Source organism: Sporofaciens sp. St.21A7 (genome assembly GCF_059728535.1).
The window spans coordinates 547,095-562,116 of the sequence record NZ_BAAGFN010000001.1; the positions used below are offsets into that span (position 1 = coordinate 547,095).

General features: G+C 43.5%; 9 protein-coding genes, 3 tRNA genes and 3 rRNA genes. 13 read left to right on the forward strand and 2 right to left on the reverse strand.

Annotation, left to right across the window (positions count from 1 at the left end; all coding sequences use genetic code 11):
• The first annotated feature begins 21 nt into the window (after positions 1–21).
• From AC6I3O_RS02585 to AC6I3O_RS02645, 13 genes are all read left to right on the forward strand, one after another.
• Positions 22–1,017, forward strand: coding sequence for an NAD-dependent epimerase/dehydratase family protein (locus AC6I3O_RS02585; RefSeq protein WP_497849586.1), 996 nt, complete (start codon positions 22–24; stop codon positions 1,015–1,017).
• A 541-nt stretch (positions 1,018–1,558) separates the two neighbouring features.
• Positions 1,559–2,050: a hypothetical protein gene (locus tag AC6I3O_RS02590; RefSeq protein WP_497849587.1), complete on the forward strand. Its 492-nt coding sequence runs from the start codon at positions 1,559–1,561 to the stop codon at positions 2,048–2,050.
• An 11-nt stretch (positions 2,051–2,061) separates the two neighbouring features.
• Positions 2,062–2,490, forward strand: coding sequence for a hypothetical protein (locus tag AC6I3O_RS02595; RefSeq protein ID WP_497849588.1), 429 nt, complete (start codon positions 2,062–2,064; stop codon positions 2,488–2,490).
• A 12-nt stretch (positions 2,491–2,502) separates the two neighbouring features.
• On the forward strand, positions 2,503–2,871 hold the full coding sequence (locus AC6I3O_RS02600) for a hypothetical protein (RefSeq protein ID WP_497849589.1): 369 nt from the start codon (positions 2,503–2,505) through the stop codon (positions 2,869–2,871).
• A gap of 197 nt (positions 2,872–3,068) precedes the next feature.
• Positions 3,069–3,154 (forward strand) — tRNA-Ser (locus AC6I3O_RS02605).
• Between the two features lie 198 nt (positions 3,155–3,352).
• Positions 3,353–3,442, forward strand: a tRNA-Ser gene (locus tag AC6I3O_RS02610).
• A 513-nt stretch (positions 3,443–3,955) separates the two neighbouring features.
• Positions 3,956–5,486 (forward strand): 16S ribosomal RNA (locus AC6I3O_RS02615).
• A 114-nt stretch (positions 5,487–5,600) separates the two neighbouring features.
• Positions 5,601–5,718 (forward strand): 5S ribosomal RNA (gene rrf / locus AC6I3O_RS02620).
• A 566-nt stretch (positions 5,719–6,284) separates the two neighbouring features.
• Positions 6,285–9,170, forward strand: a 23S ribosomal RNA gene (locus AC6I3O_RS02625).
• The 16S, 23S and 5S rRNA genes sit together here with 1 tRNA gene alongside, the layout of an rRNA operon.
• A 130-nt stretch (positions 9,171–9,300) precedes the next feature.
• Positions 9,301–9,372: transfer RNA gene (locus AC6I3O_RS02630), tRNA-Asn, on the forward strand.
• 203 nt (positions 9,373–9,575) lie between these two features.
• Complete coding sequence (locus AC6I3O_RS02635) at positions 9,576–10,715, forward strand: DUF262 domain-containing protein (RefSeq protein ID WP_497849590.1); 1,140 nt, start codon at positions 9,576–9,578, stop codon at positions 10,713–10,715.
• Positions 10,708–11,814: an AAA family ATPase gene (locus AC6I3O_RS02640; RefSeq protein WP_497849591.1), complete on the forward strand. Its 1,107-nt coding sequence runs from the start codon at positions 10,708–10,710 to the stop codon at positions 11,812–11,814. The genes AC6I3O_RS02635 and AC6I3O_RS02640 overlap by 8 nt, the downstream gene beginning before the upstream one ends.
• Before the next feature lie 48 nt (positions 11,815–11,862).
• The gene (locus tag AC6I3O_RS02645) at positions 11,863–12,645 is read left to right on the forward strand and encodes a hypothetical protein (RefSeq protein ID WP_497849592.1); all 783 of its coding nucleotides are present in this window, start codon (positions 11,863–11,865) and stop codon (positions 12,643–12,645) included.
• A gap of 311 nt (positions 12,646–12,956) precedes the next feature.
• Here AC6I3O_RS02645 and AC6I3O_RS02650 read toward each other — a convergent pair whose 3' ends face one another.
• Positions 12,957–14,675: an IS66 family transposase gene (locus tag AC6I3O_RS02650; RefSeq protein WP_304523303.1), complete on the reverse strand. Its 1,719-nt coding sequence runs from the start codon at positions 14,673–14,675 to the stop codon at positions 12,957–12,959.
• Positions 14,662–14,922, reverse strand: coding sequence for a hypothetical protein (locus AC6I3O_RS02655; protein WP_305085201.1), 261 nt, complete (start codon positions 14,920–14,922; stop codon positions 14,662–14,664). Before AC6I3O_RS02655 ends, AC6I3O_RS02650 begins: the two co-directional genes overlap by 14 nt.
• Positions 14,923–15,022: the final 100 nt, after the last annotated feature.

Consider the following 15,022-nt stretch of genomic DNA (forward strand, 5'->3'; position numbering starts at 1 on the left):
AGAAAGGATGAAATAAATGATATGGCTGTTTATCTGATTACGGGCGCGTCTGGGTATGTCGGCTCTATGTTGGCAGAATATATATTGAAAACAGACCGCTCGGCAAAGGTTATTGCACTGGCGAGAGATGGGGAGAAGATGGGGAGAAGATTGCCGCAAGATTCTTTGTTCGTGTTTCAGGCGAATCTGTGCGAGGATGGATGGGCGGAGCGGTTCTTTATGGAAGGACAGGTCATGGAGGGTGCTGGATTGCCGGATCACATCATCCATTGTGCTGCGGTTACGGATTCTTCGGAGATGGTGTCACATCCTGTGGAAGTAATCTCAAGTATTGTGAATGCGACACAAAATGTGCTGGAATTTGCACGGCAGTGTAAGATTAAGAGTATGGTCTACCTTTCGAGCATGGAGGTTTATGGGAGAGTAAATGACAGGGCGGGACATTTGGTGACGGAGGATGAGGCGGGGATGGGCAGGATCGATGTATTGGATGTTCGGAGCTGTTATCCATTGGGGAAGAGGATGAGTGAAAACATTTGCTATTCCTATTATCGGGAATATGGTGTCCCGGTGAAGATCGCACGGTTGGCGCAGACTTTCGGAAGGGGAATCCGGTGGTCGGACAACCGGATTTTTGCACAGCTCATCCGGGCGGTGAAAAAAGGGACGGATATCGTTCTGCATACGGATGGGACATCTGTGGGAAATTACTGTGGTATTGATGATGTGCTCAGGGGGATTATGACGATTCTGGAAAAAGGAGAGGATGGGGAAGCTTATAATGTAGTGAATGAGAAAAATACGATGACGATCCGGGAGATGGCAGAGCTTGTGGCAACACAGGCAGCGGGAGGAAAGATTCGAGTGGTATATGAGATCCCACAAGGAAATCCTTATGGGTATGCCACAAAAACTGGATTGCATTTGTCAGGGAAAAAACTTGCGGGACTTGGGTGGCAGGCGAAGGATAGTCTGCTTGAAATGTATCTGAATGCATCTTTTGACCAACGGGAATAGACTGGGAGCTACCCAATCAAAACCGTCTTTATGAGTAAATAACTTAATTCTGACAAGAAATTATCAACAACAGAAAAGCTGTACGGCATTTTTTTATGCAAAAAGTGACATTTATTTGCGTAGAACATCTTTTCTACGCAAATTATATGCAGTTCCCGGGCATTTTATTCCTCAAATGTGAAACGAATCATGAAAATGGCAAAATATAGGAGCAAGACGAAGGATTGTCGGCTGATGGTCAAAGTCCGGCTTTCTTCTGGCAAAAAAATAGACAGACGAGAGTGGGAAAATTTTACTAGAAAAGGGCTTAGGGGGCTATTGAAGGCAAGAATGCTCAAAAGCTTGGGGGCGTATCGCTGGAATATACCGGCCCGATAGGAATCAGCCTTTTTGAGAGATTAAAAAAGCCTGTATCAAAATATGATTTTCTTTTTGTGATAGAGCAGATTGTTGATATGGTTCAAAAGATAGAGATGAATTCCATGTCAGTCAATAAGATTGTCTGGGATATTCATCAGGTATATATCAATGGATTGACAGTGTGAAGCCAGACGCCTTATCTGTTGAGTATTCAGAACCGGTTTTAAGTAAAATATTTAGTTTTTACGACGCTCCGGTAACGGTAACGTTTACTGCGTATGATAAAACTTCCGGTGTGGACCGGTTTGAGTGGAATTATACCCGGTCGGAGGGCGCAAGTACGACGAATTTGGACAAGGATAGCGGATCGGTTGCCGCTGTGGCAGACAGTAAGGAGCCAACCAAGTTTACAGCACAGATAAAATTGCCGAAAAGCCAGGTACAGCAGATGCGGGGATATCTTACGGTAAATGCTGTTGATAAAGCTGGGCTTGTAAGTGAAGAGGTCAAAGATGACGGCAGGATGTTTGTGGTGGATACGATATCGCCAACCCAGAGTGTTACGTTTGAATTGGAAAAGGCGGGAGGCACATCCCGGGTTGTCGATAACCGGTACTATTTTTCGGCTCATGTGAAGTTCACGTTTCATATCACAGAGACATACTTCTTTTGATTGTTATTATTATGGAAGGCTTTGAAGCTATGTCCATAATAACTTGTATTGCTGCGTTTATTTTAATGCTCTGGTCAGGGAAGAGTATGAAAGTAAAGGGCGGCTATATAGAAACTATGTGCAATATTGAATTTCAGCGAGGCAGGATTAAATGGCAGTATCCATCGATTGATTTGCAGGATGGAAATGGGGCGGCGTCTGTTGTATACTATATTTACGAAAATGAGATAAAAAGTATTTTACTCAGCCAAGAAATCCGTTCCTTGAGAATCGAGTGCTGTCCTGTGGCAGAATATCACGATAAGGCGGGAAACACAAAATCCATTGATTATGGTAAGATGAACAAGAACTGTGTTTTAATTATGTATAATTGTGAGCTTAAAAGAATTCAGGACTTAATAAATCAATATATAAAAGTAGATATAGAATTTGTAGATTAGGGAGGAACAGGTATGGGATTGTTTGGAAGAAAGAAAGAACCGGAATTGTTAAATTTGTCATCAGTTCAGTTGGTAAATATTTTAAAAAAGGCTATATTATTGGCAGAAGAGGATGTCAATGCCAGAAGTTATACCCTTGGGCCGGAGATTATGTTTGAATATCATGATACAATACATTTTATTGGTGTCAAATATGATAAAAAACGAGCAAAAGCAGCGAAACAAAAGGTATTTTGTAAGGAATTTGTATCAGTATACTTGGATAAACAGAATTATCTTTCGCCGGAGGAGCTATATGAAAATGCAGTTGTAGAAGGGGTGAACCTTAAAGATATTACATCGGAAATTATGATTTCTGCTGATTATAAGGAAATATTATAGATTATTCTATACTTTGTTGGACGAAGTCCACCCGCCCGCAGGGCATGCATTACGGTGTGCCCTTGGGTATGGTTTTTTTATTTATTAAAATTACTTTATAGTAATATATAAAAAAATAAAAATACATATTGACGACAGAATTATTATGTGATAAAATAATTCATGTCGTCAGAAAGCGGCGAGACAGTTAGATAAATGGAGAGGTATCGAAGTGGTCATAACGAGGCGGTCTTGAAAACCGTTTGTCCGCAAGGGCGCGTGGGTTCGAATCCCACCCTCTCCGTTCCTGAGGATTTTGCATTTGCAAAATCCTTTTTTATGCGCAGACCCGTGCAGAGAAAATATGCCGCCTAGGCGCGGCGCACGGGTCGTGCGGCGAGTATGGGAAGATAAAAAAGTTGAAAAAAGTAAAAATTAGGACTAGACAATTCGCAAATCTTGTTGTATAGTAATATTCGGATTTGAGATTACGAGCAGTTATGGAGAAGTACCCAAGCTGGCCGAAGGGGCTCCCCTGGAAAGGGAGTAGGTCGTTAATAGCGGCGCGAGGGTTCAAATCCCTCCTTCTCCGTTTGCCATGGAAACTGTCTGAAGCGATTCAGACAGTTTTTGCGGCTAAAGAGTTCTCTTATGATATAGCGGCTTAAAAAGAATTGAAAAATGTCAAAAAAAGTATTGACATCTTGAAATGCAAGTGATATTATAATTGAGCTGAGTTGCTGAGACACAGCAAAGAACCTTGATAATTAAACAATAGACAACAACCCTGAAAATTTCTTGAGAGAAAATTTCAGAACGTGGGATTGAATGGACGAAGAAGTTTGGCTAGGCTGAATGGATTTGGAAATTCAAGACCAACCTTATAAACAGTAATAACGGGAAAAGAAAAAGCGAGCATTTTTCTTGACCGAGATTAAACTTGATTATTTAAGGATGCTTCGACAGTTCTAAGCTCGTGAGAAACCTCGCTATGAACTGCGAAGCGTCTAAAAGATGCTTCGCAATACTAAGCTCGTGGGAGACCTCACTAAGTATTGTGAAGCGTAATACGACTAAGGTTCGTGAAAGACCGAACCCAAGTCTTTATTACGAGAGTTTGATCCTGGCTCAGGATGAACGCTGGCGGCGTGCCTAACACATGCAAGTCGAGCGAAGCGCTTTGATTGGATTCTTCGGATGAAGATGATTGTGACTGAGCGGCGGACGGGTGAGTAACGCGTGGGCAACCTGCCTTACACAGGGGGATAACAGTTAGAAATGACTGCTAATACCGCATAAGACCGCGGAACCGCATGGTTCTGAGGTAAAAACTCCGGTGGTGTAAGATGGGCCCGCGTCTGATTAGGTAGTTGGTGAGGTAACGGCTCACCAAGCCGACGATCAGTAGCCGACCTGAGAGGGTGACCGGCCACATTGGGACTGAGACACGGCCCAGACTCCTACGGGAGGCAGCAGTGGGGAATATTGCACAATGGGGGAAACCCTGATGCAGCGACGCCGCGTGAGCGATGAAGTATTTCGGTATGTAAAGCTCTATCAGCAGGGAAGAAAATGACGGTACCTGACTAAGAAGCCCCGGCTAACTACGTGCCAGCAGCCGCGGTAATACGTAGGGGGCAAGCGTTATCCGGATTTACTGGGTGTAAAGGGAGCGTAGACGGTTCTGCAAGCCAGATGTGAAAGCCCGGGGCTCAACCCCGGGACTGCATTTGGAACTGTAAGGCTAGAGTGTCGGAGAGGCAGGCGGAATTCCTAGTGTAGCGGTGAAATGCGTAGATATTAGGAGGAACACCAGTGGCGAAGGCGGCCTGCTGGACGATGACTGACGTTGAGGCTCGAAAGCGTGGGGAGCAAACAGGATTAGATACCCTGGTAGTCCACGCCGTAAACGATGACTACTAGGTGTCGGGTGGCAAAGCCATTCGGTGCCGCAGCCAACGCAATAAGTAGTCCACCTGGGGAGTACGTTCGCAAGAATGAAACTCAAAGGAATTGACGGGGACCCGCACAAGCGGTGGAGCATGTGGTTTAATTCGAAGCAACGCGAAGAACCTTACCTGATCTTGACATCCCTCTGACCGGCAAGTAATGTTGCCTTTCCTTCGGGACAGAGGAGACAGGTGGTGCATGGTTGTCGTCAGCTCGTGTCGTGAGATGTTGGGTTAAGTCCCGCAACGAGCGCAACCCTTATCTTCAGTAGCCAGCATTTAGGATGGGCACTCTGGAGAGACTGCCAGGGATAACCTGGAGGAAGGTGGGGATGACGTCAAATCATCATGCCCCTTATGACCAGGGCTACACACGTGCTACAATGGCGTAAACAAAGGGAAGCGAACATGTGAGTGCAAGCGAATCCCAAAAATAACGTCTCAGTTCGGATTGTAGTCTGCAACTCGACTACATGAAGCTGGAATCGCTAGTAATCGCGAATCAGAATGTCGCGGTGAATACGTTCCCGGGTCTTGTACACACCGCCCGTCACACCATGGGAGTCAGTAACGCCCGAAGCCGGTGACCTAACCGAAAGGGAGGAGCCGTCGAAGGTGGGACCGATAACTGGGGTGAAGTCGTAACAAGGTAGCCGTATCGGAAGGTGCGGCTGGATCACCTCCTTTCTAAGGAAAAAGACTTCTTTCGTTTGGAGCAATCCAACTAAAACGGAAGAAGAAGTAAGGGAATTGTTGTCTATTGTTTAGTTGTCAAGGCTGTCAAAAGTCTAGATGGCGATGTCTGGTGGCGATGCGCTTGGGGGACACACCCGTACCCATCCCGAACACGATGGTTAAGCCCTAAGCGGCCGATGGTACTGCACTGGAGACGGTGTGGAAGAACAGGTGGCCGCCAGACTTAAAAAATCTTAATGAGAACGAGCAGAGCGAAGGTCGAGTTTAGATTTTTTAAGTCGTTCGCTGAACAAGGTGAAGCGGACGTTCTTGACCGACGATGGTGTGAAAGAAACACGCCAAGTCTTTAAGAATAGATACCGGCAAGGATGAGCAACAACTTATCAACGCCAACCCAATCAGCAGGGCAGTGCTGTTCTGATAACTGGTTTTACCAGTGATTAGAGATTTGAATAGAGGAAGTTCAAAAGCTTTGTTTTAGAACAACCTTCATACTAAGTTTGTGAGGACTCTCGCTAAGTATTCAGGTTTCTAATGACTGATAAAGCATAAAAACAAGAAAGCATTCAGTCAACATGTACCTTGAAAACCGCATACAAGAAATATGATAAGAGAAATATCTTAATCAAGACATCCGAGGTAATTGTTATTAGCAGAGTAACATCTGGTTATGTAATGATGATTACATCCAATTCGAGAAAACGAATCAAAAAAACAACCTATGAAACCAACGCCGATAACGCTATATCGGTGAGGACTTACGGGACATCCCGTTTCCGCAAGTCAGTTGGTCATGCTAGAAAGAGCGTATGGTGGATGCCTTGGCACTAAGAGCCGATGAAAGACGTGATAAGCTGCGAAAAGCTTCGGGGAGGAGCAAATATCCTACGATCCGGAGATGTCTGAATGGGGAAACCCACTTGAGGGAACCTCAAGTATCCTTAACCCAATCCATAAGTTAAGGAAGGGAACCCGGTGAACTGAAACATCTAAGTAGCCGGAGGAAGAGAAAGAAATATCGATTCCCAAAGTAGCGGCGAGCGAAATGGGAAGAGCCCAAACCGGGATGCGTGCATCCCGGGGTTCGGACCGCAAATTTGATTCAGAAGTCTTAGCAGAATGGTTTTGGGAAAGCCAGCCAGAGAGGGTGAAAGCCCCGTAAGCGAAAAGACGGATGACATGGCGGAATCCAGAGTACCACGAGACACGTGGAACCTTGTGGGAAGATGCGGGGACCACCCCGTAAGGCTAAATACTCCTTAGTGACCGATAGCGCATAGTACTGTGAAGGAACGGTGAAAAGAACCCCGGGAGGGGAGTGAAACAGAACCTGAAACCATATGTTTACAAGCTGTGGAACATCCGTATGAGATGAACCGCGTACTTTTTGTAGAACGGTCCGGCGAGTTGCGCCGGCTGGCGAGGTTAAGCCCCGAAGGGGTGGAGCCGAAGGGAAACCAAGTCTTAACAGGGCCAGAGTCAGTCGGAGCAGACCCGAAACCGGGTGACCTATCCATGTCCAGGATGAAGCTGCCGTAAAAGGCAATGGAGGTCCGAACCCACATCCGTTGAAAAGGGTGGGGATGAGGTGTGGATAGGGGAGAAATTCCAATCGAACCCGGAGATAGCTGGTTCTCCTCGAAATAGCTTTAGGGCTAGCCTCATACAAGTCTAGCGGAGGTAGAGCACTGAATTTCCTAGGGGGCGTCAAAGCTTACCGAAGAATATCAAACTCCGAATGCCGCCAAGATGGTGTATGGGAGTCAGACTGCACGAGATAAGTTGGGTAGTCAAAAGGGAAAGAGCCCAGACCTACAGCTAAGGCCCCAAAATGTGTGTTAAGTGGAAAAGGATGTGGGATTTCAGAGACAACTAGGATGTTGGCTTAGAAGCAGCCATACATTCAAAGAGTGCGTAATAGCTCACTAGTCGAGAGGTCCTGCGCCGAAAATGTCCGGGGCTGAAACACACTGCCGAAGCTTAGGAATCAGAAATGATTGGTAGAGGAGCATTGGATACTGGAAGAAGCAGTACCGGAAGGAGCTGTGGACGGTATCGAAGAGAGAATGCCGGAATGAGTAGCGAGAGGAAGGTGGGAATCCTTCCGGCCGAATATCCAAGGATTCCAGGGTAAAGCTGATCTGCCCTGGGGAAGTCGGGGCCTAAGGCGAGGCAGAGATGCGTAGTCGATGGATAACAGGTTGAAATTCCTGTACCACAATCCAACAGAACTGTGGGGACACACGTGGAAAGCATGAGCCGGGAATGAAGAGACCGGTGCAAGCGAGGTAGGGGGTATACTGGCAAATCCGTATATCAACCTGAAGACGTGATGCGGACCGAAGTAAGAGTAGGGAAGCATGTGAGCCATGTGTCAAGAAAAGCCGCTATTGTTTGGGTTGTGCCCGTACCGTAAACCGACACAGGTGGATGAGGAGAGAATCCTAAGGCCGACGGGAGAAGCATTGTCAAGGAACTCGGCAAAATGACCCCGTAACTTCGGGAGAAGGGGTGCCAGGGAGACCTGGCCGCAGAGAATAGGCCCAAGCAACTGTTTAGCAAAAACACAGGTCTGTGCGAAACCGAAAGGTGAAGTATACGGGCTGACGCCTGCCCGGTGCTGGAAGGTTAAGAGGAGAGGTTAGCGAAAGCGAAGCCTTGAATTGAAGCCCCAGTAAACGGCGGCCGTAACTATAACGGTCCTAAGGTAGCGAAATTCCTTGTCGGGTAAGTTCCGACCCGCACGAAAGGCGTAATGATTTGGGCACTGTCTCGACAATGCACCCGGTGAAATTGAAGTACCAGTGAAGATGCTGGTTACCCGCGCCAGGACGGAAAGACCCCATGGAGCTTTACTCCAGCTTGATACTGGGATTCGGTATTGCATGTACAGGATAGGCGGGAGGCAAGGAAGTGGTGACGCCAGTTGCCATGGAGCCGCTGTTGGGATACCACCCTTGCAGTATTGGATTTCTAACCAACAGCCGTGACCCGGCTGGGGGACAATGTCAGGTGGGGAGTTTGACTGGGGCGGTCGCCTCCGAAAGGGTATCGGAGGCGCTCAAAGGTTCCCTCAGAATGGTTGGAAACCATTCGGAGAGCGCAAAGGCAGAAGGGAGCTTGACTGCGACACCGACGGGTGGGGCAGGTACGAAAGTAGGACTTAGTGATCCGGTGGTAGAAAGTGGGATTGCCATCGCTCAACGGATAAAAGCTACCCTGGGGATAACAGGCTTATCACTCCCAAGAGTTCACATCGACGGAGTGGTTTGGCACCTCGATGTCGGCTCATCGCATCCTGGGGCTGAAGTAGGTCCCAAGGGTTGGGCTGTTCGCCCATTAAAGCGGTACGCGAGCTGGGTTCAGAACGTCGTGAGACAGTTCGGTCCCTATCCGGCGCGGGCGAAGGATATTTGAGAGGAGCTGTCCTTAGTACGAGAGGACCGGGATGGACTGGCCGCTGGTGGATCTGTTGGCTAATCAAGGCCATGGCAGAGTAGCCAAGCCGGGAGGGGATAAACGCTGAAGGCATCTAAGCGTGAAGCCCCCCTCAAGATGAGATATCCCTGCGTAGAGCAGTAAGACCCCTTGAAGACGACAAGGTAGATAGGGCGGAGGTGGAAGTGCAGTAATGTATGGAGCTGACCGCAACTAATCGGTCGAGGGCATGACCAAAGGTGGATAGGAAAGAGGATGAAATTTCTTGTATGCAGTTTTGAGGGTACATGAAAAAACACTTGCTATATAAGATACGAAGGGGTATAATATAGTTAGTGTTTTCTTGGATTAAAAGAATAGAGAATAATCCTCGATAGCTCAATGGTAGAGCACACGGCTGTTAACCGTGGGGTTGTTGGTTCGAGCCCAACTCGGGGAGTTTGAAAAGGCCCGTAGACAGTAGTGTTTGCGGGCTTTTCATATCCGAAGATAGAAGAGAAGAAATTTTGGCAGGCAATATACTGTTAACCGAAAATGTAAGCCTCAATAGCTTAATGAAATATTGTAGATTTATTTTCGATATGGTATACTAACGGATGAAACGATAAAGCTAGTAATAACAATTTGCGAGAGGAGAAGCAGATGTCTGCCCCAAAGAAGGTAAAACAAGATGAGATAGAGGAAGAACAGTTATATTCTGAAACATATGAGGAAGAAGTAATAAAGCCGTTTAATCCTAAGGATGTGGATATTATTTCTCAGACAATGGTAATTTCTAATATAGTTGATCAGTTAAAATATGAAGATATTTTGCTAGAACCCGATTTTCAGCGACATCCCGATTTGTGGAATCCTAAGCAACAGAGCAGGTTAATAGAATCGTTGATTGTTAAGATTCCATTGCCAACATTCTATTTCGATAGTACAAAAGATGATAAATTAATAGTTGTAGATGGGCTGCAAAGGCTGTATGCTATTAAAAGATTTATGGTGATTGATAAAGCAGATCCAAATCGCCTTGTGCTGACAGATTTAGAATATTTGAAAGAATATGAAGGAAAAATGTTTGAAGAGCTTCCTCCTGCTATACAGAGGAGGATAAAAGCACAGACATTGACAGCTTATATTATTCGGCCAGGAACACCAGATAAAGTAAGAACAAGTATTTTTACAAGAATCAATACGGGAGGTTTGACTTTAGAACCAGCAGAAATTAAAAATTCTGTTTATAGAGGACAAGCGGCCAATTTATTAAAGGAACTGGCACATTCTGATGAATTTGTAAAAGCAACTAGAAATAAAATAGACCCTTCGAGAATGTTAGATTGTGAATTTGTGAATCGCTTTCTAGCCTTTTATTTACTGGACATAAAAGCTTATGAGGGTAATCTGGAAGATTATTTGAATAGCGTAATGAGCAGATTGCAAGTTGAGTCAGAATCTACAATTGAGAAATGCCGCATTGATTTTTTAAAGGCAATGAAATATGCTTCAGATATTTTTGGCGATAAGGCTTTTAGGAAAATTAATGCCGATGAACAATATGGGAGAATCAATAAGCCTCTTTATGATTCAATAGCAGTGAATTTGGCTAAACTAAGTATAGAGGATTGCGAAAAATTATTAAGAAAAAGGGATACGTTGCTTGAAAAATATAAACTATTATTAAGAAATGATAAGTTTGTAGATATTATTACAAGGGGAACAGCTGCCATAACTAATGTTAAGGGAAGATATGAAGCAATACATAAACTTTTTCAAGAGGTATTAATAAATGATTAATTATATGCAAATTGAGAATTTCAAATCAATACGGAAATTATCATTACCATTGGAGAATTTGAATTTATTTTTTGGAATGAATGGGATGGGAAAATCGTCCGTAATACAGGCATTACTACTTCTTAGACAGAGCTTCTGGGAAAACAGTAAATTGGGATTAGATTATTTGTATACCAATGGAACTATGATACAGTTGGGAACAGGTAAAGATGTTTTTTGCCAAAGTGGAATTTCTGATAATATAAGATTTTATATTCAGTTTAGTAATAATATAAAGTACGATTGCTGTTACAAATATAGATTGGATGATCCAGACAGTGATCAACTATTGCGGGTTGGGACAAAAACAGATGATAGTTATGCAGTTTCTTTGTTTTCTGAACAGTTTTCTTATCTGGGGGCAGAGCATATAGGTCCGAGAAAGCAATATAGTATTGAGAATTGGAAAAGGAATGGAGCTGTAAAATTGGGAACGGCAGGGGAATTTGTGGTTCCTTTTCTGGCGCTTGAGGGAGAAAAATTACGAGTGCCTGATGAAATGTGCTTACAGAATGGGAAAACAAATCGCTTGATTGATCAGGTATCAGCATGGATGGCAGAAATATCGCCAGGAATAAGAATATCAGCAGAGTTATTACCTTCTATTGAAAAAGCAAAGTTGGCTATTAGCTATAGTGGAGATCGCTTGTTTTCAGATTCATTTTTACCTGTTAATGTCGGCTTTGGGATTCCCTATGTGTTGCCGCTTATCGTGGAATTGCTCATTTCCAATCAAGATAGCCTGTTGCTGATTGAGAATCCTGAATCCCATCTCCATCCTAAGGGGCAGACTATGATAGCCAATTTAATAGCCTTGGCAGCAGAACATGGATGTCAGATTATTTGTGAATCACACAGTGATCATGTGATAAATGGGATAAGAGTTGCTGTAAAAAAGAGCCAAATTAATAACAGAAAAGTAGGAGTCTCTTTTTTCTCAAAGAATAAAGAACAGGAAACGAAAGTAGATAATATTTATATTGACGGTAAAGGAAATTTGAGCGACTATCCTTTGGGATTGTTGGATGAATGGGGAATTCTAATGACTGAATTAATATAAACGTGTCTATTATGGAGATGTGGGAAGTGTGAGGAGGAATAGATAAAATTGGAGTTGTTTTTTAATGAATTGTCGCTAATTGGAAAAGAAAGCATAGATAATGTTTCTATAATGGAGCTTATCAAAGTTTACCGTTCATTGCGTCAATATAATATAACAACATGTAGAATTGATTCTGTGGATAATTTAAAATTATTTCAGATGATTCAAAATATGCCTGATTCATTAAATATTAGGAATTTTTATTTTTCCTTTTTCAGACCCCCATATGAGTCGATGGCTGTGGAACAAATACAGGATGAGTATTTTGGTCATGAATGGCTTTTAGACGACGAACCCTGCATAGGATTAGCATTAGCGCATATATTGAATTCTGCTGGTTTAAGCATATATGAAACGAAGTGGAATATGGCCTTTATACATTTGATGAAAGATAATGATATAAAGGCAGTTAGAAATATATGCACGGAAAGACATGTTGACATACATATTTCTCAGCTGCAATTAGGTGAAGAGCCAGAACTAATAGAAACTGATTTACAGGTAGAAGATAAAAGGATTTCTTTAAGACATGATCATGGGATGGATGTTTTGACAGAGTTTTCAAAGCGTTTAATCAGATGTCCTTATGTGATAGGTGTGATTAATTCTTTGCCTTTTAATCCTTCAGAGCGCAAATTTATTAGAAAGATACGTGATGATGGATTGATTGAGATTGTTTTACCTTGGACGGATCAAAAATATGGTGTTGTAGTTAAAACTACGGGAAGAAATATCAGAGAAACAAAACGAATAGGAGAAATCATAAATGAAAGATATGGAGGCATATAAAATAAATGTCGGTGTGCGACCGTGTCAATGGTAGAGCACACGGCTGTTAACCGTGGGGTTGTTGGTTTGAGCCCAACTCGGGGAGTTAATAAAAGTTCCGTAAGCATTAGTGTTTGCGGAACTTTTTTATACAAAATAAGATCTCAATCTTTCCAAAATAAAATCCTTTCATTACATGTAATATCTTAAACCCGCAGGTCATCCCGTAATTCATGCCCTGCGGGCGAGTGGACTTCGTCCATTAAGGTATAAGTTTAGTTACATTTCACACCCACGCCATCTGTATAATAAAAAAGGTTGCTGCTTTGGCGTTAAGCTTTAGCAACAACCTTTTCCTGTTTTATTTTGGGCGGGCGTTTCCGTTCATATATTTCTGATATCTTCTGATATACATCTACATTTTGTGAGCGTAACAAATAGACTATGCTTAAGCCATTACAAATATCGTTTAAACTTTCTTGGCTCCGCAGAGTAATTGCCTGCTTCTGTTTTCGTTTATAGACTCTTGCCAATCTTTCACATAGGGAATTATTGGCTGGAACCCGTTTGTCATGCAGGAACAATAATTCGCTTTCTTTATATTCCCTTAACCGGAGAAATAGATTATACCCTTCCCTATAATACTCCGTCGGCGGCTCATCCTGATATTCTTTCTCCGCCTTGTTCAGGATTTCGTCATACCTTTTCTCGAATCCCTCAACAATTATCGGATCAAGTTCTTTCTCCCCCAACCCATTTCGGTAATGCAGCATCTCCTGGAACAATCCGTGCATCTCCTTGTTCCATTCCAGCTGCGGCTCATTCTGCTCGCTGCCGATCAGATAGCGGCAGTCATGCTGGGTACACTCCTGATGTTTTGTTCCATAATGGTAAAATGTCTTGTCATGGTCATGCAAGACAATCCCAACATAATTCTCCAGCGGCGTTCCTTCTATTCCTTTATGCCCTTTTTTCTCCCTGCCTATATAAAGTGCCACATCTGCAATCGGGGATGCAAGTATAAGGACCTGCGCACTGTGCCCATTTACAGATGCGTTTGTAAAATCTGCATTCATGACCGGAGACTGCATTAGTTTCTTTATAATCTCTTTTTTCTCTTCCGCTGTTTTCGCTGAAAATTCCCTGGTAAGACCATTGATCATGCCGTCGGACAGTTCGATCTCGCCTTTTGTCAATTCTGAGATTAGCTTTCTTATTTTTCCATGGGATACGTTGCATTCATTGCTCAGGAGAAAGGCAAGTGCCTTCACCGTCCCGTCATAGTTCACTTCATTGATATATCCTTCTGGAAATGGAGCATGTACACGGGCTCCGGTTCTTTTGTCACGGTATTCCTTTGTCGTATATTCCATGACCGCTACAGACATCTGGATGACCACTTTCTGTTTCCGAATGATTTTTCCCGTCTCATAATAATTCTCTTTATCCAGGTATTTTGCAGGTGCAGGGATTTCATGTGTCTCTGTTACGGCATGGAGCTTCCTGCGGTGTCCGGCATGGCCTGGCTGTCCGCCCGGTTTCCGGTCAGTTTTTACCCGGCTGTTCGGGATTTTTTTCCTGCCGGGTTTCTGCTGGGAAGAGGGGATGGATGAATTCTCAAAATCCATATTGACCTGCGCAGTCAGTTTTTGGTTCAGGCCTTTTTCTTCCTCCAGTTCAGCCCCTACCCTGTAGAATTCCTGTCTTATATCACGGCATTTATCTAATGCTTCATCTCTCTGGCGAACAACTTCCAGATTCTCTTTTTTGAGCTTTGCAATGAGACGGTCTTTCCTGTCAAGTTCTTTTTGGCATTCGTGGTAAAGATCATCATTTGCTTCCATCCATTGATTACGGACAGACCGGATCTCCTTACGTGCCTGTGCTAATTCTTGTTTTAATTCCCGGATATTTTTTTCAAGTTTCCGAATAATACTCTTATATTCTTCTTCTAATTTTTGGTATCTCTCGCCGGATTTAAATTCGGCGATCTGCTGTGCCAGTGATTTCACTTTGTACTGTAATGCACTTGTATATTCAAATGGATTCATCTGTAATCTCCTTTGATGAATTAGGGCGGGAATCTAATACCTGTGCCATCGTTCTGCTTAATTCTATTGTCTCTTCCAGTTGTAATGTCAGCATGGAAATATATTCTTCTTTCTGTTCAAGAAGCTCTTCCGAAGTCCGAATACATTTTTCCTGGATTCGGATTACATTTTCTGCTTCTTTAAGAGCATTCTCCAATTTAGAAATCTGTAATTCATATTTTTTTATAAGTGATGTTTCTTTACTCATTGCTGCCTCCGCACTTGTAATAAAAAAAGTATAGCAGAAACCTGGAAAAAAAGCGAATGAATGAAATCTGGCATTCGTCATTTTGCCAGGGATAAATTGT

What these genes read in the sequence shown, in the direction of transcription:
- AC6I3O_RS02585 (WP_497849586.1), top strand. Translation starts at nt 22, where the DNA reads ATGGCTGTTTATCTGATTACGGGCGCGTCTGGGTATGTCGGCTCTATG.
- AC6I3O_RS02595 (WP_497849588.1), top strand. Translation starts at nt 2,062, where the DNA reads ATGGAAGGCTTTGAAGCTATGTCCATAATAACTTGTATTGCTGCGTTT.
- AC6I3O_RS02600 (WP_497849589.1), top strand. Translation starts at nt 2,503, where the DNA reads ATGGGATTGTTTGGAAGAAAGAAAGAACCGGAATTGTTAAATTTGTCA.
- AC6I3O_RS02635 (WP_497849590.1), top strand. Translation starts at nt 9,576, where the DNA reads ATGTCTGCCCCAAAGAAGGTAAAACAAGATGAGATAGAGGAAGAACAG.
- AC6I3O_RS02640 (WP_497849591.1), top strand. Translation starts at nt 10,708, where the DNA reads ATGATTAATTATATGCAAATTGAGAATTTCAAATCAATACGGAAATTA.
- AC6I3O_RS02650 (WP_304523303.1), bottom strand. Translation starts at nt 14,675, where the DNA reads ATGAATCCATTTGAATATACAAGTGCATTACAGTACAAAGTGAAATCA.
- AC6I3O_RS02655 (WP_305085201.1), bottom strand. Translation starts at nt 14,922, where the DNA reads ATGAGTAAAGAAACATCACTTATAAAAAAATATGAATTACAGATTTCT.